Origin of the sequence: Ramlibacter aquaticus, assembly GCF_015159745.1 — a bacterium.
GTDB lineage: Bacteria > Pseudomonadota > Gammaproteobacteria > Burkholderiales > Burkholderiaceae_C > Ramlibacter > Ramlibacter aquaticus.
Window position 1 is genome coordinate 19,799 of record NZ_JADDOJ010000022.1, and the last position, 21,506, is coordinate 41,304.

At 70.1% G+C, this 21,506-nt stretch carries 20 protein-coding genes; 5 read left to right on the top strand and 15 right to left on the bottom strand.

Annotated features, from left to right (window positions below; genetic code table 11):
• Positions 1-8 precede the first annotated feature (8 nt).
• The 6 genes from IM725_RS07545 to argS all read right to left on the bottom strand — a co-directional run bounded on the left by IM725_RS07545 (position 9) and on the right by argS (position 6,068).
• Positions 9-1,517 carry an RNA polymerase factor sigma-54 gene (locus IM725_RS07545; RefSeq protein WP_193779963.1) on the bottom strand — a complete coding sequence of 503 codons (1,509 nt, stop codon included), beginning with the start codon at positions 1,515-1,517 and terminating at the stop codon, positions 9-11.
• 37 nt (positions 1,518-1,554) lie between these two features.
• On the bottom strand, positions 1,555-2,343 hold the full coding sequence (gene lptB, locus IM725_RS07550; RefSeq protein WP_193779964.1) for an LPS export ABC transporter ATP-binding protein: 789 nt from the start codon (positions 2,341-2,343) through the stop codon (positions 1,555-1,557).
• Entirely contained in the window at positions 2,340-2,939 is a 600-nt protein-coding gene (gene lptA, locus IM725_RS07555) for a lipopolysaccharide transport periplasmic protein LptA (RefSeq protein WP_193779965.1), read from the bottom strand. The genes lptB and lptA overlap by 4 nt, the downstream gene beginning before the upstream one ends.
• A 115-nt stretch (positions 2,940-3,054) precedes the next feature.
• Positions 3,055-3,714, bottom strand: a complete 660-nt coding sequence (locus IM725_RS07560) for a thiol:disulfide interchange protein DsbA/DsbL (protein WP_193779966.1) — start codon at positions 3,712-3,714, stop codon at positions 3,055-3,057.
• Positions 3,715-3,729: 15 nt separating this feature from the next.
• Positions 3,730-4,377, bottom strand: a complete 648-nt coding sequence (locus tag IM725_RS07565) for an SPOR domain-containing protein (RefSeq protein WP_193779967.1) — start codon at positions 4,375-4,377, stop codon at positions 3,730-3,732.
• Between the two features lie 17 nt (positions 4,378-4,394).
• Complete coding sequence (gene argS, locus IM725_RS07570) at positions 4,395-6,068, bottom strand: arginine--tRNA ligase (RefSeq protein WP_193779968.1); 1,674 nt, start codon at positions 6,066-6,068, stop codon at positions 4,395-4,397.
• A gap of 100 nt (positions 6,069-6,168) precedes the next feature.
• Here argS and IM725_RS07575 point away from each other — a divergent pair, with 100 nt between their 5' ends.
• Positions 6,169-6,423, top strand: coding sequence for a PsiF family protein (locus tag IM725_RS07575; RefSeq protein WP_321576194.1), 255 nt, complete (start codon positions 6,169-6,171; stop codon positions 6,421-6,423).
• 49 nt (positions 6,424-6,472) lie between these two features.
• Here IM725_RS07575 and IM725_RS07580 read toward each other — a convergent pair whose 3' ends face one another.
• Positions 6,473-6,925: a DUF2214 family protein gene (locus tag IM725_RS07580; protein WP_193779969.1), complete on the bottom strand. Its 453-nt coding sequence runs from the start codon at positions 6,923-6,925 to the stop codon at positions 6,473-6,475.
• Entirely contained in the window at positions 6,922-7,854 is a 933-nt protein-coding gene (locus IM725_RS07585; RefSeq protein ID WP_193779970.1) for a LysR family transcriptional regulator, read from the bottom strand. The genes IM725_RS07580 and IM725_RS07585 overlap by 4 nt, the downstream gene beginning before the upstream one ends.
• A gap of 148 nt (positions 7,855-8,002) precedes the next feature.
• Here IM725_RS07585 and IM725_RS07590 point away from each other — a divergent pair, with 148 nt between their 5' ends.
• The 4 genes from IM725_RS07590 to IM725_RS07605 all read left to right on the top strand — a co-directional run bounded on the left by IM725_RS07590 (position 8,003) and on the right by IM725_RS07605 (position 12,690).
• Positions 8,003-10,198, top strand: a complete 2,196-nt coding sequence (locus tag IM725_RS07590; protein ID WP_193779971.1) for a malate synthase G — start codon at positions 8,003-8,005, stop codon at positions 10,196-10,198.
• Between the two features lie 44 nt (positions 10,199-10,242).
• A complete protein-coding gene (locus tag IM725_RS07595) occupies positions 10,243-10,461 on the top strand; it encodes a cysteine-rich CWC family protein (protein WP_193779972.1) in 219 nt (72 codons plus the stop codon).
• 62 nt (positions 10,462-10,523) lie between these two features.
• Positions 10,524-11,918, top strand: a complete 1,395-nt coding sequence (locus tag IM725_RS07600) for a DHA2 family efflux MFS transporter permease subunit (protein WP_193779994.1) — start codon at positions 10,524-10,526, stop codon at positions 11,916-11,918.
• Positions 11,919-11,922: 4 nt separating this feature from the next.
• Complete coding sequence (locus tag IM725_RS07605; protein ID WP_193779973.1) at positions 11,923-12,690, top strand: class II glutamine amidotransferase; 768 nt, start codon at positions 11,923-11,925, stop codon at positions 12,688-12,690.
• 9 nt (positions 12,691-12,699) lie between these two features.
• On the opposite strand, the gene gshB is transcribed toward IM725_RS07605, so the two are convergent.
• The 7 genes from gshB to IM725_RS07640 form a co-directional block, all read right to left on the bottom strand.
• Positions 12,700-13,647, bottom strand: a complete 948-nt coding sequence (gshB, locus tag IM725_RS07610; RefSeq protein WP_193779974.1) for a glutathione synthase — start codon at positions 13,645-13,647, stop codon at positions 12,700-12,702.
• Positions 13,648-13,719: 72 nt separating this feature from the next.
• Positions 13,720-15,591, bottom strand: a complete 1,872-nt coding sequence (locus IM725_RS07615) for a potassium transporter Kup (RefSeq protein ID WP_193779975.1) — start codon at positions 15,589-15,591, stop codon at positions 13,720-13,722.
• 119 nt (positions 15,592-15,710) lie between these two features.
• Positions 15,711-17,003, bottom strand: coding sequence for a glutamate--cysteine ligase (gene gshA / locus IM725_RS07620; RefSeq protein ID WP_193779976.1), 1,293 nt, complete (start codon positions 17,001-17,003; stop codon positions 15,711-15,713).
• A gap of 246 nt (positions 17,004-17,249) precedes the next feature.
• Positions 17,250-18,530 (bottom strand): glutamate-5-semialdehyde dehydrogenase, encoded by a 1,281-nt coding sequence (locus IM725_RS07625; RefSeq protein WP_193779977.1) that lies wholly within the window; start codon positions 18,528-18,530, stop codon positions 17,250-17,252.
• A gap of 7 nt (positions 18,531-18,537) precedes the next feature.
• Positions 18,538-19,611, bottom strand: coding sequence for a DNA polymerase III subunit delta (gene holA, locus IM725_RS07630; protein ID WP_193779978.1), 1,074 nt, complete (start codon positions 19,609-19,611; stop codon positions 18,538-18,540).
• A 9-nt stretch (positions 19,612-19,620) separates the two neighbouring features.
• Complete coding sequence (gene rocD / locus IM725_RS07635; RefSeq protein WP_193779979.1) at positions 19,621-20,913, bottom strand: ornithine--oxo-acid transaminase; 1,293 nt, start codon at positions 20,911-20,913, stop codon at positions 19,621-19,623.
• Positions 20,914-21,015: 102 nt separating this feature from the next.
• Positions 21,016-21,504 (bottom strand): Lrp/AsnC family transcriptional regulator, encoded by a 489-nt coding sequence (locus tag IM725_RS07640; RefSeq protein ID WP_193779980.1) that lies wholly within the window; start codon positions 21,502-21,504, stop codon positions 21,016-21,018.
• Positions 21,505-21,506 lie beyond the last annotated feature (2 nt).

Below are 21,506 nucleotides of genomic sequence, written 5' to 3' on the forward strand. Positions count from 1 at the left end.
GGTTGCCCTCACAGGGCCTTTCGCAGGTTGGCCGGGGCGATGCGCAGGGCCTCTCGGTACTTGGCGACGGTGCGGCGCGCGCACTCGATGCCCTGTTCCTTGAGCATGTCCGAGATCTGGCTGTCCGACAGCGGCTTCTTCAGGTTCTCGGCCGAGACGAACTGGCGGATCAGCGCGCGCACCGCGGTGCTGGAGGCATTGCCGCCCGTCTCGGTGCCCAGGGCCGAGCCGAAGAAGTACTTCAGCTCGAAGGTGCCGTAGGGCGTGGACATGTACTTGGCCGTGGTGACCCGGCTGATGGTGGATTCGTGCAGGCCAAGCTCGTCCGCGATCTCGCGCAGCACCAGCGGGCGCATGGCGAGCTCGCCGTGCACGAAGAAGTTCTTCTGCCGCTCGACGATGGCGTTCGAGACGCGCAGGATGGTGTCGAAGCGCTGCTGGATGTTCTTGATGAACCAGCGCGCCTCCTGCAGGCGCTGCTGCAGCGCCTGGTGGCCCTCGCCCTTGTGCGCGCGCAGGGCGCCCGCATACACGTCGTGCACGCGCAGGCGCGGCATCACGTCGGGGTTGAGCTGCACGCGCAGCTTGAGCGAGGCGCCCTGGCCGCTGCGCGTGACGATGACGTCCGGGATGACGATGTTGCGCTCCACGTTGGCGAAGCGGCGGCCGGGCTTGGGTTCCAACCGCGCGACCAGCCCCATGGCCGCGCGCACCTGGGCCTCCGTGTCGCCGCACAGCTGCGCCAGCTTCTTCACGTCGCGCCGCGCCAGCAGCTCCAGCGGCTGCGCGCACAGGCGGGCCGCGGTCTCGCACAGCGCCGGGTCGTCGCACTCCGCGCGCATCACGTCCAGCTGCAGCCGCAGGCACTCGGCCAGGTTGCGCGCGCCCACGCCGGCCGGCTCCATGTGCTGCAGCAGGCGCAGCGCCACCGTGAAGTGGTGCACCAGTTCTTCCTGCTGCGCGAGGTCGTCCGGCGCCAGCCCCTGGGCCAGCGATTCCAGCGTGTCCTCGAGGTAGCCGTCTTCGTTCAGCGATTCGATGAGGAAGCGCAGCGCGTGGCCGTCGAGTTCGTCCAGGCGCAGCGCCAGGGCCTGGCGGTGCAGGTGGTCCTGCAGGGATTCATGGCCCCGGGCCAGGTCGGTCGCGTCCAGCTCGTCGTCGCCCGAGGCCGACTTGCGCGGGGCTGCGTCACCGCCCCATTCGCTGTCGTCCGGCAGCACCTCGCTGCTGCCGTCGCCCTCCCAGTCCGGCTCGGACTCGGCCGCCGGCGCCTCGGGCGCGTCGGCGTAGTCGGCCTCGCGCTCCTCGGCCGGCGCCGGTGCGTCGGCCACCGGCAGGCCGAACTCCTCGCGCGGTGCCTCGTCCTGCTGCACTTCGAGGAAGGGGTTCTCGTCGAGCATCTGCTCGACCTCCTGCGAAAGCTCCAGCGTGGAGAGCTGGAGCAGGCGGATCGACTGCTGCAGCTGCGGCGTGAGCGCCAGGTGCTGCGAGACCCGCAGCGAGAGGCCCTGCCTCATGCCGCCTCCCCTGCCGGGGTGACTGCCCTGGCGTCCATCACATGCGGAAGTGCTCGCCGAGGTACACGCGGCGTACGTCGGCGTTGTTCACGATCTCGGCGGGTGTGCCCTGCGCCAGCACGGCACCGTCGCTGATGATGTAGGCGTGGTCGCAGATGCCCAGGGTCTCGCGCACGTTGTGGTCGGTGATGAGCACGCCGATGCCGCGCGATTTCAGGAAGCCGATGATGCGCTGGATCTCGATCACGGCGATGGGGTCGATGCCGGCAAAGGGTTCGTCCAGCAGGATGAAGCGGGGCTGGGTGGCCAGGGCGCGGGCGATCTCCACGCGGCGGCGCTCGCCGCCGGACAGCGCCAGCGAGGGCGAGGCGCGCAGGTGGTCCACGCGCAGGTCCTGCAGCAGCGCGGTGAGGCGGCGGTCGATCTCCTGCGCGGAGAGCGGCTTGCCGCGCTCGTCCTCCTGCAGCTCCAGGACGGCGCGCACGTTCTCCTCGACGCTGAGCTTGCGGAAGATGGAGGCTTCCTGCGGCAGGTAGGACAGGCCCAGGCGCGACCGCCTGTGGATGGGCATGTGCTCCACCGACTGGCCGTCGATGGTGATCTCGCCCGCGTCGGCGCGCACCAGGCCGACGATCATGTAGAAGGAGGTGGTCTTGCCGGCGCCGTTGGGGCCCAGCAGGCCCACGACCTCGCCCTTGTCGACGGCGAGCGAGACGTCCTTGACGACCTTGCGGCTGCCGTAGCTCTTCTGCAGGTGGCGCGCCTGCAGCCGGCTTACGCCGGCGGGCGCCGCTTCGCGCCGCTCGGCCAGGGGCAGCGCGCTCACTTGCGCACGCCCTCGAGCTGGATGCTGGGCTTGAGCGCGGCCCCGGCTGCGGGAGCCGCGGGCGCCGAGGCGGCGCCGCGCGGCGTCAGCACCGCACGCACGCGGCCGCCCACGGCCGGGCTGGCCGGGCCGCCATCGACGGTGAAGACGTCGCTGGTGTTGTCGTAGGTGATCAGGCTGCCCACCATCTCGTCGGCCAGGGCGCCGCCGCGGATGCGCCGCATCTCGGCGCGCTTGATGAACTTCACCTTGTCGGCCTTGCCGTCGTACTCGATGGTCTCGGCCTCGCCCTCGATGTACTCATCCACGCCCTCGCGCTTCTGGCGGTAGTAGGCCAGCTTGCCGGGCTCGGCTGTGACCGTGCCGTACTGGTAGCCCTCGGGGTCCTGGCGCACGTCGATGCGGGCCCCGCGGATCACGATGCTTCCCTTGGTCACCACGACCCGGCCGGTGAACACGCTGGTCTGCTTGAGGTCGTCGTAGCGCAGCGCGTCGGCCTCCACGTTCATGGGCTTGTTGCGGTCCGCACGCTCCGCCCAGGCGGCTCCAGTGGCCAGCAGGGCGAGGGACAGGACGATCGCAATGGAGGGCTTCATATCGGCACGGAACTTGCTCTGGCGATTGTAGCCCGAGCTACGGGAAATCCCGCGCTCCCGCACCGTAAAGCGGGGCGTGGTGCCGCAGCGCCACACCCGGCGGGCGCGGGCCCGCCTACTTCGCGCCGCCCTTGCGGATTTCGGCGACCAGGTAATCGGTCACCGGCAGCATGCGGGGGTTGGAGCCCGCCAGGTTGCCGTCGACGTAGAAGCGGCCGGCCACGCCCATCGCGGGCACGCCTTCCACCTTGTACGCATCCTGGATCTGCTGGGCCCGGCGCTGCTTGGCCGAGACGCTGAAGGAGTTGTAGGCCTCGATGAACTTCGCCCGGTCCACGCCCTGGGTCTGGATCCAGTCGGCCATCACGTCCATGCGGTCCATGGGACGGTGCTCCTGGTGCACGGCGTGGAACACCTTGGCATGCAGCGCATCGACCAGGCCCAGCGCCTCCAGCGTGTAGAACAGGCGCTGCTGCGGCACGAAGTCGTCGCGGAAGCCGACCGGCACGCGCTTGACCTTCACGTCGGCCGGCAGCCGGGCCATCCAGGCCTCCAGCGAAGGCTCGAAGGCATTGCAGTGCGGGCAGTTGTACCAGAAGAAATCGACCACCTCGATCTGGCCGGCGGGCGCGTCCACGGGCGCGGGCTGCTTCAGGCGCAGGTAGTCGGTGCCCTCTTCGATCTTCTTGGCCTGGGCCCGCGCAGGCTCCATGGCGGCCAGGGCGCCCAGCGCGGCCATGCCGCCCGCCGCACGGATGAGTTCACGTCGCTTCATGTCGTTCCCCGGCTCTCAACGCTGGACACGCACCAGCGCGGTCTCGAAACCGCCGGCATCCAGCTTCTGCTTCTGGCGGTCGGCGTCGTCCTTCTTCTCGAACGGCCCCACGCGCACGCGCCAGACCTGGCGGCCGGATTGCTCGCGCTCGCTGACCTTGGCCTCGATGCCCATGAGGTTGAGCTTGGCGCGCTGGGCCTCGGCATCCTCGGGGGTGCGGAAGGCGCCGGCCTGGACGAAATAGATGAAGGGGTCGCTGCTGGCGGCCTTGGCCATGGCCAGCTCGCCCAGGGGATCGGCCGAAGGACGGCCGGCGACCGCAGGCGGCAGTTTGTCAGGCGAGACGGCGGGCGGCGCCGGGCTGGCGGCCGGCTGCTGCGGCGGCGCCGTGACCACCGCCCCCGGGACAGCGGGCGCGACCGGCGCGGCCGCGGCCGAGGCCGGGCGGGCGGGGTTCTTGCCGTACAGGGGCGCGTTGGGGTCCCAGTCCTTGTTCTTGCGGCTCTCGGCCGCGTCCTGCTCGGGCGAGCGGCTCTGGCCCTTGTTCAGGAAGGGAACGGGCACCTTGGTGACGTAGACCGCGACGGCGAGGGCCGCGGCCAGGCCCAGCACCACCCCGATGATGATGCCGACGATGGTGTTGCCGCGTTGGCGGGATTTCATGCGCTCCGTTCCCTTTTTCACATCTTCTGCGGGGCGCTCACGCCCAGCACAGCGAGGCCATTGTGCAACACCCGCGCAGTGGCCGCGACCAGCGCCAGCCTGGCCTTCTTCAGCGCCTCGTCGTCGACCAGGATGCGCTCGGCGTCGTAGTAGCTGTGGTAGGCGGAGGCCAGCTCGCGCAGGTAGAAGGTGACGTCGTGCGGCGCGAAATCGGCCGCCGCCGCGCTGAGCATCTCCGGGTACTTGGCCAGCAGCAGCATCAGGGCCTGCGCCTGCGGGCCCTGCAGCACGGACAGGTCCGCCTGCGTGAGGGTGGCCGCGTCGCCGCCCCAGGCCGCCAGCACCGAGCAGATGCGCGCATGCGCGTACTGCACGTAGTAGACCGGGTTGTCGTTGTTCTGCGCCAGCGCGAGGTCGACGTCGAAGGTGTACTCGGTGTCGGGCTTGCGCGAGAGCAGGAAGAAGCGCACCGCGTCCTTGCTGGTCCACTCGATCAGGTCGCGCAGGGTGACGTAGCTGCCGGCGCGCTTGGAGATCTTCACCTCCTCGCCGCCGCGCATCACCCGCACCATGGTGTGCAGCACGTAGTCGGGGTAGCCCTGGGGGATGCCCACGCCGGCGGCCTGCAGGCCGGCGCGTACCCGGGCGATGGTACCGTGGTGGTCCGTGCCCTGGATGTTCAGCGCCTTGGCGAAGCCGCGTTCCCACTTGCTGATGTGGTAGGCCACGTCGGGCACGAAGTAGGTGAAGCTGCCATCGGACTTGCGCATCACGCGGTCCTTGTCGTCACCGTAGTCGGTGCTGCGCAGCCACAGGGCGCCGTCCTGCTCGTAGGTCTTGCCGGCGGCGACCAGTCGCCTGACGGCGTCCTCGACCCGGCCCGAGCTGTAGAGGCTGGATTCCAGGTAATAGTTGTCGAAGCGCACCTGGAAGGCCTGCAGGTCCAGGTCCTGCTCGTGGCGCAGGTAGGCGACGGCGAACTGGCGGATGCCGTCGAGGTCGTCCACGTCACCGCTGGCGGTGAACTCGCGGTCGTCCGACTTCACCGTCTTCTTCGCCAGGAAATCCCGCGCGATGTCGGCGATGTAGTCGCCGTTGTAGGCCGCCTCGGGCCACTCGGCGTCGCCCGGCTTGAAGCCCTTGGCGCGCAGCTGGGTGGACAGCGCGAGGGTGGCGATCTGCACGCCCGCGTCGTTGTAGTAGAACTCGCGCCAGACGTCCCAGCCCTGCGTTTCGTACAGGTTGCACAGCGCGTCGCCCAGCGCGGCCTGTCGGCCGTGGCCCACGTGCAGCGGGCCGGTCGGGTTGGCGGAGACGAACTCGACCATCATGCGCTGGCCGTTGGGCGGCTGGCGGCCGAAGCGCTCACCCGCGGTGAGCACCTCGCGCACCACCTCCTGCCGGGCCTCGGGCTTGAGGCGGATGTTCAGGAAGCCGGGGCCGGCGATCTCGATCGCCTCCACCCAGCGCTGCGCCGCCGGCGCGGCCAGCAGCACCGTGCGCAGTTGCTCGGCGAGCTGGCGCGGGTTCTGGCGCAGCGGCTTGGCCAACTGCATCGCGGCGGTGCAGGCGAAGTCGCCGTGCGCGGCCACCTTGGGCGACTCGAAGGCCGCCTTGGCGCCTGCGCCCGGGGACAGCTGGTCCAGCCCGGCCGCGAGCGCGGCGAGCAATTCTTGTTTCACCTGAAGCATTGGTGAATTTTACGGGTCGGCCTGCGTCGACGCGCCCCGCACCTGGGCCGTTGCAACGGAACCCCATCCCGGGGCCCATCCCACCGAGGAGGAAAACACCATGAACGCACGCACCGCCACCCCCGCCATCGCCCTCGCCGCCGCCCTGGCCCTCATGCTCGGCACCGCCGCGCACGCGGCCGGCACGGCCGAGAAGCCCGCCGCCTCGGCATCCGGGGCCAAGAAGCCGCGCAGCGCGCAGCAGGAGAAGATGTCCAGCTGCAGCAAGCAGGCCAAGGGCAAGAAGGGCGACGAGCGCCGCGCCTTCATGAGCAGCTGCCTGTCGAACGCGCCGGCGGCCTCGGCCCAGAAGTAAACCCTGCAGCCGGCCCCGGCGGGCCGCAGCGCGCCGGGGCCGGCCGGGCTCAGTGCCCGTAGCCGCGGGCCAGGAACACCGCCGCCAGCGGAATCACGGGCACCAGGTGCGCGGCGCGCATCACCCAGCGGCGGGTGGCCACCACCTCGTCCGCCGGGGGCAGCCCCCGCCCGGCGCGCAGCGCGGCGCGCCAGCGGCGGAAGGCGATGGCCGGGCGCAGCGACATCAGCACCACCACCACGAAGAGCGCGAGCTTCAGGTGAAGCAGCCAGTCCGTCCAGTACCAGCTCGCGCCCTTCACGCCCCAGAAGGCGCGCGCCAGCCCGGTCAGTGCGACGGCGGCGGTGGCCACCAGGTACAGCAGGTCCACGCGCACCAGGCGCTCGACCACGGCGGCGTTCAGCCATTCGCCGCGGCACAGGGCCGCCTCGCTGGAAATGAAGACCACCATGCCCAGCAGGGCGGCGATGTGGGCGTAGGCGAGCAGGGATTCGAGGATCATGTGGCGGACTCCATGGACTTCCAGTACCCCGGCCGTCCGTAATGCTGCTTGAGGAAATCCACCCACAGCCGCACCCGCAGGGGCAGGTGCTTGCGCTGCGGGAAGACCGCGAAGATGCCGTTGGGCGGGGCGGCGAATTCTGCCAGCACCTCCACCAGTTCACCGCGGGCGATCTCGCCCGCCACCTCCCAGGTGCTGCGCCAGGCGATGCCCCAGCCGGCCAGGCACCAGTCGTGCAGCACCTGGCCGTCCGAGCAGTCCATGGGGCCGCCCGGCCGCACGTGGACCACCTCCTGGCCGCCCTCGCGCGGGACGCTGAAGGCCCAGCCCCGGGTCTGCGAGGCCTCGCTGGACAGCGTGAGGCAATGGAAACGGCCCAGCTCGTCCGGGTGCCTGGGCGTGCCGTGGCGCTGCAGGTAGGCCGGCGTGGCCACGCACATGCGGCGGTTGTCGGCCATGCGCACGCTCACCAGGGACGAATCCGGCAGGTCGCCCACCCGCACCGCGCAGTCGTAGCCTTCGCCCGCCAGGTCCACCACCCGGTCGCTCAGGTTCAGCGAGATCGTGACCTCGCCGTGCGCATCGCGGAAGCGCGGCACCAGGGGCGCCACGTGGCGGCGGCCGAAACCCGCCGGCGCGGTGACGCGCAGGTGGCCGCTCGCCTTGACCCCGCCGGCGCTGACGCTGGCCTCGGCATTGGCGACATCGGCCAGCAGGCGCTGGCAGTCCTCCAGGAAAGCGCTGCCTTCGTGGGTCAGGGTGATGCGCCGGGTGGTCCGCACCATCAGCTTGACACCCAGGCGCTCCTCCAGCGCATCCAGGCGCCGCCCCATGATGGCCGGGGCGACGCCCTCGGCGCGCGCGGCGGCCGTGAGGCTGCCGCGGGTCGCGACCGAGACGAAGGACGCCATCTGCTTGAGCTTGTCCATGGGGTCCCGGCATATTACCCACAAAAAAGTCATCAATACATCGCTTGTCCGGGTATGAATTGATCTCTTTGCTTGCCCTATAGTCCGCATCTGGCCCGCAGAGGGCCTGCTTTTTTTCTGTCTCACGAATCCGCCCCTGGAGCCCTCCATGACCGCTCGCACCACTGTCCACGGCCTGCAAGTCGCCACTTCGCTTTACCGCTTCGTCGAGGACCAGGTCCTGCCCGGCACCGGCATCGCCAGCGACCGCTTCTGGAAGGGCTTCGACGCCATCGTGGCGGAGCTGGCGCCGCGCAACATCGCGCTGCTGGCCGAGCGTGACCGCCTGCAGACCGAGCTGGACACCTGGCACAAGGCCAACCCCGGCCCGATCCGCGACATGGCGGCGTACCGCGGCTTCCTGGAGCGCATCGGCTACCTGGTGCCCCAGCCCGAGGACGTGCAGACCACCACCGCCAACGTGGACGCCGAGCTGGCGCTGCAGGCCGGCCCGCAGCTGGTGGTGCCCATCCTGAACGCGCGCTACGCCCTCAACGCCGCCAACGCGCGCTGGGGCTCGCTGTACGACGCGCTGTACGGCACGGACGCCATTCCCGAGACCGGCGGCGCCGAGAAGGGCAGCGGCTACAACCCGGTGCGCGGCGCCCAGGTGATCGCGTTCGCGCGCAAGCTGCTGGACGACGTGGCCCCGCTGGCCCACGGCTCGCACCGCGACGCCACCGGCTACCGCGCCGACGGCGGCAACCTCTCGGTGACGCTGAAGGACGGCGCCACCACCGGCCTGGCCCAGCCCTTCCAGTTCGTGGGCTACCAGGGCGATGCCGCCTCGCCCTCCTCCATCTTGCTGCAGCACAACGGCCTGCACGTGGACATCCGCATCGACCGCAACACGCCCATCGGCAAGAGCGACGCCGCCGGCGTAAGCGACCTGGTGATGGAAGCCGCGCTCTCCACCATCCTCGACCTGGAGGATTCGGTGGCCGCGGTGGACGCGGACGACAAGGTGGCCGGCTATGCCAACTGGCTGGGCATCCTCAAGGGCACGCTGACCGAGGAAGTCACCAAGGGCGGCAAGACCTTCACGCGCGGCCTGAACCCGGACCGCCGCTACCACGGCCCCAAGGGCGGCGAGGTCGTGCTGCACGGCCGCTCGCTCATGTTCCTGCGCAACGTCGGCCACCTGATGACCAACCCGGCCATCCTGTGGGGCGGTGACAAGGAGATCCCCGAGGGCATCATGGACGCGGTCATCACGACCACCATCGCCCTGCACGACCTGGCCGGCCGCGGCGCCAACGGCCTGCGCAACTCGCGCACCGGCTCGGTCTACATCGTCAAGCCCAAGATGCACGGGCCCAAGGAAGTGGCCTTCGCGAGCGAGCTGTTCTCGCGCGTGGAAAGCCTGCTGGGCCTGCCGCAGAACACGGTGAAGCTGGGCATCATGGACGAGGAGCGCCGCACCTCGGTCAACCTCAAGGCCTGCATCGCCGAAGCCGAAGCCCGCGTCGCCTTCATCAATACCGGCTTCCTGGACCGCACCGGCGACGAGATGCACACCGCCATGTACGCCGGCCCCATGTACCGCAAGGGCGACATGAAGAGCAGCGCCTGGATCCAGGCCTACGAGAAGAACAACGTGCTGGTCGGCCTCTCGTGCGGCCTGCGCGGCCGGGCCCAGATCGGCAAGGGCATGTGGGCCATGCCGGACCTGATGGCCGCCATGCTGGAGCAGAAGATCGCCCACCCCAAGGCCGGCGCCAACACCGCCTGGGTGCCCTCGCCCACCGCCGCCACGCTGCACGCGATCCACTACCACCAGGTCAACGTGGCCGAGGTGCAGAAGCAGCTGGAGACGATCGATGCCGACGGCGAGCGCGAGAACCTGCTGACCGGCCTGCTCACCGTGCCGGTGGTGGCCGAGGCCAAGTGGTCGGCCGAGGAACGCCAGCAGGAGCTGGACAACAACGTGCAGGGCATCCTGGGCTACGTGGTGCGCTGGATCGACCAGGGCGTGGGCTGCTCCAAGGTGCCCGACATCCACAACGTCGGCCTGATGGAGGACCGCGCCACCCTGCGCATCTCCAGCCAGCACATCGCCAACTGGCTGCAGCACGGCGTGGTGACGCGTGAGCAGGTCATCGCCACCTTCCAGCGCATGGCGGCGGTGGTGGACCAGCAGAACGCCGGCGACGCCGCCTACCTGCCCATGGCCGGCAACTGGGACAGCTCCTTCGCATACCGCGCCGCGCTGGACCTGGTGCTCAAGGGCAAGGAGCAGCCCTCCGGCTACACCGAGCCGCTGCTGCACGCCTGGCGCCTGAAGGTCAAGGCCGCGCGCGGCTGAGGCTTTTGCGCCGGGGGCTGGGCCGCGCGGGCTACACTGCCCGCGTGACCCCGGACCTCCGCGCCCCTGCCGACCCCCGGCTGTGCCCGCTCTGCGGCCAGCCCAACCAGTGCGCTGCGGAGCGCCGGCGCGAGACCGGCCAGCCGCAGGCGCCCTGCTGGTGCGTCAGCGCCCATTTCCCGCCTGAACTGCTGGCGCGCGTGCCGGCCGACGCCCGCGACCGGGCCTGCATCTGCCCCGCCTGCGCGGGACAGGCCGCGTGAGCGCAGACTCCCTGGAAGCCCTGGCCGCGCGCTGGGGCCCGCGCTACCGCTGGTACCTGCTGATGTCCGTGATGGTGGGCACCATGGCCTCCATCATGTCGTCCACCATCGTCAACGTGGCCATCCCCGACATGAGCCGCGCCTTTGCCCTGGGCCAGGAGCGCGCGCAGTGGGTGAGCTCCGGCTTCATGGTGGCGATGACGGTCTCCATGCTCACCACGCCCTGGCTGCTGGCGCGCTACGGCTACCGCCACGTGTACGCGGGCAGCATGCTGCTGCTGCTGGCCGGCGGCGTGGCGGGCGGCTTCGCGCAGGATTTCAACCTGGTGCTGGCCGCGCGGGTGGCCGAGGGCCTGGCTGCGGGCGTGGTGCAGCCCATCCCGGCCATCATCATCCTGCGCGGCTTCGAGCGCGGCGAGCAGGGCCGCGCCAGCGGCATCTTCGGCATGGGCGTGGTGCTGGCACCGGCCATAGGCCCCAGCATCGGCGGCGTGCTGGTGGACCTGTTCGGCTGGCGCTCGATCTTCTTCATGGTCGTGCCTTTCTGCCTGGCCTCGCTGTGGCTGGGCCGGCGCTTCGTGCCGGGCGCTGCACCCGGGGGCGCGCCCGGCCAGCGCGGTGCCGCCCTGGACTGGCGCGGCCTGCTGCTGGCCGGCGCCGGCACACTGTGCCTGCTCAACGGCCTGGTCTCCCTGCACCGCAGCGTGACGGAAGGCCTGCCCCTGCTGGGCGCGGCGGTGGCCGCGCTGTTCGGCTTCATCGCCTGGGAACGGCGCATGCTGCGGCTGGGCCAGCACCCCCTGATGGACCTGCGCCTGTTCCGTCACCGGGCCTTCGCCATGGGCAGCGTGGTGGCATTCATCTACGGCACGGCGCTGTTCGGCTCCACCTACCTGCTGCCGGTGTTCATGCAGCTCGGCCTGGGCTTGTCGCCCTCCTACGTGGGCAGCATCCTGCTGCCGGCGGGGCTGATGCTGGCGGTGGTGATCGCGCTCGTCGGCCGGCTGGCGGACCGCCTGCCCACGCGCCTGCTGGTGGGCATCGGCCTGGCCCTGCTGGCGCTCGCGTTCGCCCTCACCGCCACCGTGCCCCCGGCACACCCGATCGCGCTGCTGGTCGCCTGGACCGTGGTGGGCCGCATCGGGCTGGGCTTCATCCTGCCCTCGCTCAACCTGGGCGCGATGCGGCCGCTGGAGGCCGCTCTGGTGCCGCAGGGCTCCAGCACCATCAACTTCCTGCGCATGGTGGGCGGCGCGGCGGGCGTGAGCCTGTGCGGCATCGTGCTGGAGTGGCGACTCGCGGTGCACGGGCAGGCGCTGCAGGGCGGCGACGGGCCGCAGCGCCTGGCCGCGTTCCAGGAATCCTTCGGCATGCTGTCGGGGCTGTGCCTGCTGGCGCTGGTGGCGGCCTGGCAGATGCGCGACCGCCCCCGGGACAGCGCGCTCGCGCGAGAATAGCCCCATGTGCCAGCTGCTCGGGATGAACTGCAACACGCCCACGGACGTGACCTTCAGCTTCAGCGGCTTCGCCCAGCGCGGCGGGCGCACCGACCACCATGCCGACGGCTGGGGCATTGCCTTCTTCGAGGGCCGCGGCCTGCGCCACTTCGTGGACCACCAGCCGGCCTGCGACTCGCCGGTGGCCGAGCTGATCCGCCGCTACCCCATCAAGAGCCGCAACGTGGTGGCCCACATCCGCAAGGCCACGCAGGGCGATATCGCCCTGGAGAACTGCCACCCCTTCGTGCGCGAGCTCTGGGGCCGCTACTGGGTGTTCGCCCACAACGGCAACCTGGAGCATTTCCACCCGCGCCTGCACGCCGCCTTCCGGCCGGTGGGCGACACCGACAGCGAGCGCGCCTTCTGCTGGCTCATGCAGGAGCTGGCGAAGTCGCACGCGGGCGTGCCCGACGTGGCCGAACTCACGCTGACGCTGCGCGAGCTGGTGCCGCAGGTGGCACGCCACGGCAACTTCAACTTCCTCTTGTCCAACGGGCAGGCGCTGTGGTCGCACTGCTCCAGCAACCTGTTCTACGTCGAGCGGCGCCACCCCTTCGCCCATGCCCAGCTGGCCGACGAGGACCTGAGCGTGGACTTCGCGCGCAACACCACCCCCAAGGACAAGGTCGCGGTGGTGGTGACGGCCCCGCTCACCACCAACGAGCCCTGGACCGCCTTCGCACCGGGCGAGCTGCAGGTCTTCGTGGACGGCGAGCGGCTGCGGGCCTGAGCCCCGGCCTCAGCGGCCCACGGCCGCTTCCAGCGCGTCGACGAACATGGCCGGCACGTCGAAGCCGGTCTGCTGCGTGATCTCCTGGAAGCAGGTCGGGCTGGTGACGTTGACTTCGGTGAGGCAGTCGCCGATCACGTCCAGGCCGACCAGCAGCAGCCCGCGGGGCGCCAGCACCGGGCCCAGGGCTTCGGCGATCTCGCGGTCGCGGGCGGACAGTTCGCGCGCCACGCCCTTGCCGCCGGCCGCCAGGTTGCCCCGCACCTCGGTGCCCTGCGGGATGCGGGCCAGGCAGTAGGGCACCGGCTTGCCGCCGATCACCAGCACGCGCTTGTCTCCCTCGCTGATCTGCGGCACGAAGCGCTGCACCATCACGGTCTGCGCGCCATCCAGGTTCAGCGTCTCGGTGATCGCGCCCAGGTTGAGCCCGTCCTCGCGCACGCGGAAGATGCCCATGCCGCCCATGCCGTCCAGGGGCTTGAGGATGATGTCGCGATGCTCGGCGTGGAACTCGCGGATGGCATCCGCGTCCCGCGTCACCAGCGTGGGGCTGACGAAGCGGGCGAATTCCATGATGGCCAGCTTCTCGGGGTGGTCGCGCAGCGCGGCCGGCTTGTTGAACACGCGGCCGCCCTCGCGCTCCACGTGCTCCAGCAGGTGGGTGGCGTAGAAGTACTCGCTGTCGAAGGGCGGGTCCTTGCGCATCAGCACGGCGTCGAAGTCGCGCAGCGCGCGCACCGCGTTGCCGCGCTCCTGGAACCACTCCTCGTCCTCGCCGGTGAGCACGATCTCGCGCACCAGCGCGCGCACCAGGTCGCCCGAGCGCCAGGCCAGGTGGGCGGGCTCGCAGGCGAACACGCGGTGGCCGCGCCGCTGCGCCTCGCGCATCATGGAGAAGGTGGTGTCCTTGTAGACCTTGAACGATTCGAGCGGGTCGGCGACGAAGAGGATGTCCATGGCTTTACTGTTGCATAAATCGCCCGGCCCCGTGCGCGGTGCGGGCAGGCACGGCCGCGCACCGCGGCCGGATCAGATCTCGATCTTCGAGCCCAGTTCCACCACCGAGTTGTTGGGCAGGTGCAGGAACTCGGCCGCTGCGCTGGCGTTGTGGTGCATCTGCGCGAACAGCTTCTCGCGCCAGGGCGCCATGCCGCCGCCCATGGTGGGGATCACCGTGTCGCGCGACAGGAAGTAGCTGGTGGTCATGGGCTCCAGGTCGCAGCCGTGGCCGCGGATCTGCTCCAGCGCACGTGGGATGTCGGGGTCGTTCTTGAAGCCGTAGTGCAGGATGACCTGCCAGCAGCTGTGGCCCAGCGGCGTGATCTCCACGCGCTTGCTGATGCCCACCCAGGGCACCTCGTGGCTGCGCACCGTGACGAACAGGTTCTGCTGGTGCAGCACCTTGTTGTGCTTGAGGTTGTGCAGCATCGCGTTGGGCACGGTGCCCGGCTCCGCGGTGAGGAACACGGCCGTGCCCTCCACGCGCGTGGGCGGGGCCTCGAACACCGAGCGCAGGAAGCTGGGCAGGTCCAGCGCGTCGCTGAGGATCTTCTCGTTCAAGAGGCCCCGGCCCTGCTTCCAGGTCATCATCAGTGTGAAGATCCCGCCGCCGATCATGAGCGGGAACCAGCCGCCCTCCACCAGCTTGAGCAGGTTGGACGCGAAGAAGGTGGCATCGACGACGAAGAACGCGCCGGTGGCTGCGATGCACAGCGGCAGCGGGTAGCCCCAGCCGAAGCGGATCACGAAGAAGGTCAGCGTGGTCGTGATCAGCATGTCCAGCGTGACCGCGATGCCGTAGGCCGCGCCCAGGTTGTCCGAGGAGCGGAACATCACCACCGCGAGCACGATGGCCACGAACAGGCCCCAGTTGACGAAGGGGATGTAGATCTGGCCGGTGTCGCGCACGCTGGTGTGCAGGATGTTCAGGCGCGGCAGGTAGCCCAGCTGGATCACCTGCTTGGTGACGCTGAAGGCCCCCGTGATCAGGGCCTGCGAGGCCACCACGGTGGCCGCGGTCGCCAGGATGACCAGCGGCACCAGCGCCCAGTCCGGCGCCATCAGGAAGAAAGGGTTCTTGACCGCCTCGGTGCCGCCTTCCAGCAGCAGCGCGCCCTGGCCGAAGTAGTTCAGCGTCAGCGAAGGCATCACCACGCTGAACCAGGCGAGCCGGATCGGCTTCTTGCCGAAGTGGCCCAGGTCGGCATAGAGCGCCTCGGCCCCGGTCACGCACAGCACGACCGCGCCCAGGATGATGAAGGTGACCAGCGGCGCGCGCCACATGAAGCCCAGGGCGTAGGTGGGGCTGAGCGCCTGCAGGATCTGCGGGTGCTTGGTGATCTGCGCGACGCCCAGTGCCGCGATGGCGAAGAACCAGGTCAGCGTGATGGGCCCGAAGAAGCGGCCGATGCCGCCCGTGCCGCGCTTTTGCACCCAGAACAGGGCCAGCAGCACCACCAGCGTCAGCGGGATCACGCCTTCCTTGAAGCGCGGCGAGATCACCTCCAGGCCCTCGACGGCCGACAGCACCGAGATGGCCGGCGTGATCACGCCGTCGCCGTAGAAGAGCGAGGTGCCGAAGATACCCACGCCCAGCAGCGCGCGGCGCAGGTGCGGCTTGTCCTTTACGACCTGCGAGGCCAGCGCCAGCATCGCGATCAGCCCGCCCTCGCCATGGTTGTCGGCGCGCAGCACCAGCACCACGTACTTGATGGAGACGATGACCGTGAGCGTCCAGAAGAAGATGGACAGGATGCCGTAGACGTTGGCCGGCGTGAAGGGCACCAGGTGGGTGCCGAACACGGCCTTCACGGCATACAGCACGCTGGTGCCTATGTCGCCGTAGACGACGCCGATGGCGCCCAGGGTCAAGGCGGCGAGCGAGGATTTGCTGGTCTGCACGAGGGTCCCCTGTTCGAGCTGCAGGGGTGGTTGCCTAGGGAACCTTCTATTCTGCTACTGGCGGCGCCCGTCGCGCCGACACTTTGTTGCAGTGCGACAACTCCGGCGTCGCAGCCGCGTCAGTCGTACACCTCGGCTTCGGGGTCCGTGGCCTCGAGTTCGTAGCTCGCCGCCAGCATGGCCAGGCGGCCGATCACGCCGTACATGTAGAAGCGGTTCGGCGCGCTCGCGCCCGGCTTCATGCCGGGTTGAGGTAAGCGCGTACTCTCAGCGAAAGCGAGCGGGGCAAAGCTCGATCCGGGCGCGTTGAGGTTCTCGTCGATGCCGCGCTCGGCGTGCACCCGGTAGAAGCCGCCGACCACGTAGCGGTCCATCATGTAGACGACCGGTTCGGCCACCGCGTCGTTGATGCGCTCGTTGGTGAGCACGCCCTCCTGGATGATCACCTCGCTGACCGGCTGGCCGGCCTTGGATTCGGCCATGCGGCGGGCGGCGGCGTCGGACAGGCCGGCGATCTCGCGCGCATCGCGCACCGTCATGATGCCCATGCCCGAGGTGCCGTTGTCGGCCTTCACGACCACGAAGGGCTTCTCGTTGATGCCGTATTCCTTGTACTTCTTGCGAACCCGCGTCAGCAGCGCGTCCACGTTGGTGGTCAGGCACTCCATGCCGGCGCGGGCGGTGAAGTCCACCTCGCCGCACATGTTGAACAGCGGATGGATCAGCCAGGGGTCGATGCCCAGCATCTTGCCGAAGCGCTTGGAGACTTCCTCGTAGCTCTTGAAGTGCTTGCTCTTGCGCCGTACCGACCAGCTCGCGTGCAACGGCGGCAGCAGGTACTGCTCGTGGATCTCTTCCAGGATGCCGGGGATGCCGGCCGAGAGGTCGTTGTTGAGCAGGATGGTGCAGGGGTCGAAATCCTTCAGGCCCAGCCGGCGCTTGGTGCGCACGATGGGCTCCAGGGTGACCTGGCTGCCGCCCGGCAGGTCGATGGTGACCGGGGCCTTGATCTCCGGGTCGATCGAGCCGATGCGCACGTTCAGGCCGGCCATGTGGAAGATGCGCTGCAGCTGCACCAGGTTGGCTAGGTAGAAGGTGCTGCGGGTGTTTTCGGGGATGACCAGCAGGTTCTTGGCTTCAGGGCAGATCTTCTCGATCGCGGCCATGGCCGACTGCACGGCCAGGGGAAGCATCTCGGGCGTCAGGTTGTTCCAGCCACCGGGGTAGAGGTTGGTGTCCACCGGGGCCAGCTTGAAGCCGGCGTTGCGGATGTCCACCGAGGTGTAGAACGGCGGCGTGTGCTCCATCCATTCGAGCCGGAACCAGCGCTCGATGGCGGGCATGGAATCGAGCACGCGCTGCTCGAGTTCGTTGATCGGCCCGGTCAGGGCAGTGACGAGATGCGGAACCATGGAGCCCTTGGCCTGAATCGTTAAAAACTGACAGGAATTGTAGGGATATGGCGGCGGGGGCGCAGCATGCAAGGCCCATCACCCCAACAACAGGCGCCGGAAGTCGACGCTGCATCCACCGCCCACCGGCCCTGGGGATGCCGGTTCAGGCACCGGCCCAGGCCGTGTCCGCTGCACAGCCTCAGCGGACGGCCATGATCGATCCGGTGCCGCTCATGGATGCCCGAGCCGCGGCCGGCCCTGCGATCAGGTGCGCAGTTCGCCGTTGCCCAGCACCACCCACTTGAGCGAGGTCAGGCCCTCGATGCCCACCGGGCCGCGGGCATGGAACTTGTCGGTGCTGATGCCGATCTCCGCCCCCAGCCCGTACTCGAAGCCATCGGCGAAGCGGGGACTGGTGTTCACCATGACGCTGGCCGAATCGACCTCGCGCAGGAAGCGCTGCGCGTGCATGTGGTCGCGCGTGACGATGGCGTCGGTGTGGTGGCTGCCGTAGCGGTTGATGTGGGCGATGGCCTCGTCCAGGCCGTCGACCAGCTTGATGCTGATGATGGGCGCGAGGTATTCCTCGTACCAGTCCTGCTCGGTGGCGGGCGCCACGCGCGCGCCGGGCACCGGCCCGACCAGGGCGGCGGCGCCGGCATCGGTGCGCATCTCCACGCCCTTGGCGGCGAACACGGCCGCGATGCGCGGCAGGAAGCGCCCGGCGACGCTGCGCGCCACCAGCAGGCTCTCGGCCGCGTTGCAGGGGCTGTACTTCTGGGTCTTGGCGTTGTCGACGATGCGCACGGCCATGTCCAGGTCGGCGGAGTCGTCCACGTAGACGTGGCAGTTGCCGTCCAGGTGCTTGATCACCGGCACCTTGGCGTCGCGGCTGATGCGCTCGATCAGGCCCTTGCCACCGCGCGGGATCACCACGTCCACGTACTGGGGCATGGTGATGAGCTGGCCCACGGCCTCGCGGTCGGTGGTCTGCACCAGCTGCACCGCGTCCTGCGGCAGGCCGGCCTCGGCCAGAGCCTGCTGCACCAGGCGGGCCAGCGCCTTGTTGGAGTCGATCGCCTCCGAGCCGCCGCGCAGGATGCAGGCGTTGCCGCTCTTGATCGACAGGCTGGCGGCCTCGATGGTGACGTTGGGCCGGCTCTCGTAGATCATGCCGAAGACCCCGATGGGCACGCGCATCTGGCCGACGCGGATGCCGCTGGGCTGCTGGCGCATGCCGCTGATCTCGCCGATCACGTCCGGCATGGTGGCGAGCTGCTCGCAGCCCTCGGCCACGGTGGCGATCACCTTGGGCGTGAGCTTGAGCCGGTCGACCATGGGCGCGGCCAGGCCGGCGGCCTCGGCGCGCGCGATGTCGCGGGCGTTGTCCTGCTGCAAGGCGTCGACATTGGCGCGCAGCAGCGCGGCCAGGGCGCGCAGGGCGCGGCTGCGGGTGGCGGCGTCGGCGCGCGCCATCGCGGCCGAGGCCTGGCGGGCCTGCAGGCCGAGCGTCTGCATGTATTCCGAAACGTTCAGGGCGTTCACGCCCCGATTATCCCTTGGCCGGCCCCCGGGCGCCCGGCACGCACTCCATGCACAGGCCCAGGGCCAGCCGCTGCAGCGCCTGCCAGCCGTCGGTGGGCCAGCCGGGCGCCTTCAGGCCCTTCACGATGCCGTCCACCAGGTGGGCGGAGTAGAGCAGGTTGTCCAGGGCCACGGCCGACAGCCGGGGCAGCACGCGCTCGAACAGACGCTCCTTCAGGCCCCAGACGCGCTGCTCGCGCAGGGCCATGGGCAGCGGCCGGCCCTGGTCCATGGCGTCCTTCACGCGCTTGAGCGCGCGGATGTCCTCGGCCAGGGTGTAGTGCACCAGCACCTCGGCCTCGCCTTCGGCGCGCAGCCCGTCCAGCATGCGCTGCACGCGCTGCACCTGCCCGGCCAGCACGGCCTCGGACAGCTTGAACACGTCGTAGCGCGCCACGTTGAGCACCGCGCCCTCGACCTGCTCGAAGCCGAGTTCGCCCTCGGGGAAGAGCAGGCCCAGCTTCTGGATCTCCTGGTGGGCGGCCAGCAGGTTGCCCTCGACCCGGTCGGCGAAGAACTGCAGGGTGCGCTGGCCCTCGTCGCCGGCGGCGACGCGCTGGCCCTGGCGCGCCAGGCGCTGGGCGATCCACTGCGGCAGGGCGGCGCGCTCCACGGGCTCCAGCTGGACGGACACGCCGTGCGCCTCCAGCGCGCCGAACCACGCGCCGTTGCGCGTCATGCGGTCCAGCCGGGGCAGCAGGAACAGGAAGAGCATGCTGTCGTTGCCCACGGCCTGCTCGGCCAGCTGCTGGATGGCGGCGCTGCCTTCCTTGCCGGGCTTGCCGCTGGGGATGCGTACTTCCACGATCTGGCGGTCCGCGAACAGGCTCAGCGAACCGCCGGCCGCCAGCACCTCGCTCCAGTCGAAGTGCGCGCCGGCGACGGTATGCACCGTGCGCTCGGAGAAGCCCTGGGCGCGTGCCGTGGCGCGGATCGCATCGGACGCCTCCTGCACCAGGAGCGGCTCGTCGCCGTGCAGCACATAGAGCGAGCGCAGGCCCTTCTGCAGGTGGTTCGCGAGTTGGGCCGGGGCGAGCTGCATCCCCCGAGTTTAAGCCGCGGCGGCCACCTCGGCCATGGCCTGGGAAGCTCCTTTTTTGATAGCACAGGCCGCGCGTTGCTCGAGCACCACCTCGCGGAAGGCCGCCACGGCCTGGTCGACCAGCGCGCGCGTGATCGTGAGCGGCGGCGCGAAGCGGATCACGGTCTCGTGGGTCTCCTTGGAGAGCACGCCGCGCTGGGCCAGGGCCTCGACCAGGGCGCGCGCGCTGGCCAGCGCCGGGTCCACGTCCACGCCCACCCAGAGCCCGCGCCCGCGCACGGCGCGCACCAGGCCGCCGCTCTCGTCCATCACGGCCTGCAGCGCGCCACGCAGGTGCTCGCCCAGCCGCGCGCTGCGCTCCACCAGCTGTTCGTCCTCCAGCACCTGCAGCGCCTCCAGGGCCACTGCCGCGGCCAGCGCATTGCCGCCGAAGGTGGAGCCGTGGCTGCCGGGGTCGAACACGTCCATCACCCGCGCGTCAGCCAGGAAGGCGCTCACCGGCAGCAGCCCGCCGCCCAGCGCCTTGCCGAGGATGAGCGCGTCGGGCCGCACGCCCTCGTGCTCGAACGCGAACAGGCGGCCGGTGCGGCCCAGGCCCGCCTGCACCTCGTCGATGATGAGCAGCAGGCCCTTCTCGTCGCACCAGGCCCGCAAGGCCTGGAAGAAGCCGGGCGGCGGCAGCAGCACTCCGGCTTCGCCCTGGATGGGCTCGACCAGCACGGCGCAGCTGTGGGCCGTGGTCGCCGCACGCACGCTGTCCATGTCGCCGAAGTCGAAGGCGTCGAAGCCGTCGGCGAACGGGCCGAAGCCGGCGCGGTACGCGGGCTCGCTGGAGAAGCCCACGATGGTGCTGGTGCGGCCGTGGAAGTTGCCGCGTGCCACCAGGATGCGCTGCTGCCCATCCGGGATGCCGCGCCGCAGGTGGCCGAAGCGGCGCGCGCACTTGATCGCGGTCTCCACGGCCTCGGCGCCGGTGTTCATGGGCAGCGCCCGCTCGAAGCCGGAGACGGCGCACAGCTTCTCCAGGAAGGGGCCCAGCGTGGTGCCGTGGTAGGCCCGGGACGTGACCGCCACCTTGCCGAGCTGGCGCTGCAGCGCGGCGACCAGCCGAGGGTGCAGGTGGCCGTGGCTGACGGCGGAATACGCACTCATCATGTCGATGTACTCGCGGCCCTCCACGTCCCACACGCGGCAGTCCAGGGCACGCTCCACCACGACCGGGACGGGGTGGTAGTTGCGGGCCCCGAAACGGGCCTCCTTGTCGACGAAGAAGGTGCTGGCGGCCGGCCGGTTGGCGTCCATGTGGGTCTCCCTTGGTTGTGGGACCAGTCTAGGACCGCCCCGGCGGCGGAGGTGGTGCATCGTCGCGGGCACGGCAGCCGCAACCGACGAGTCAACCGCGGTTCACTTCCGTTTCGGAAGCGTGGTGCCCGGCAAGGGAAAGCCGGCAAATTCCTTCACCGTCTGCAGCTCGACATTGGTGACGATCTTCTCCACGCCCAGTGCGCTGTCGTCCAGCCAGACGTTGATCAGCCGGTTGTAGGTCTCGAGGTCGGCGCAGGCGATGCGCACCAGGTAGTCGTAGCGCCCGCTCACCACCCAGCAGCCCAGCACCTCGGGCGCGGCGGCCATGCGTCGCTCGAAGCGCTGCACCACCGCCTGGCGCTGGTCCTTGAGCGCGATCTCCGCGAACACGCCGATGTGCTCGCCCAGCGCACTGCGGCGCACCAGCGCACGATAGCCCTCGATGACGCCCGCGGCCTCCAGCCGGCGCACCCGGTTGAGCGTGGCACGGGCCGAGAGGTGGATGGCCTCGGACAGCGACTGCACCGTGGCCCGGCCGTCCCGCTGCAGCAGCTCGAGCAGCTTCAGGTCGGCGCGGTCCAGCTGCATGG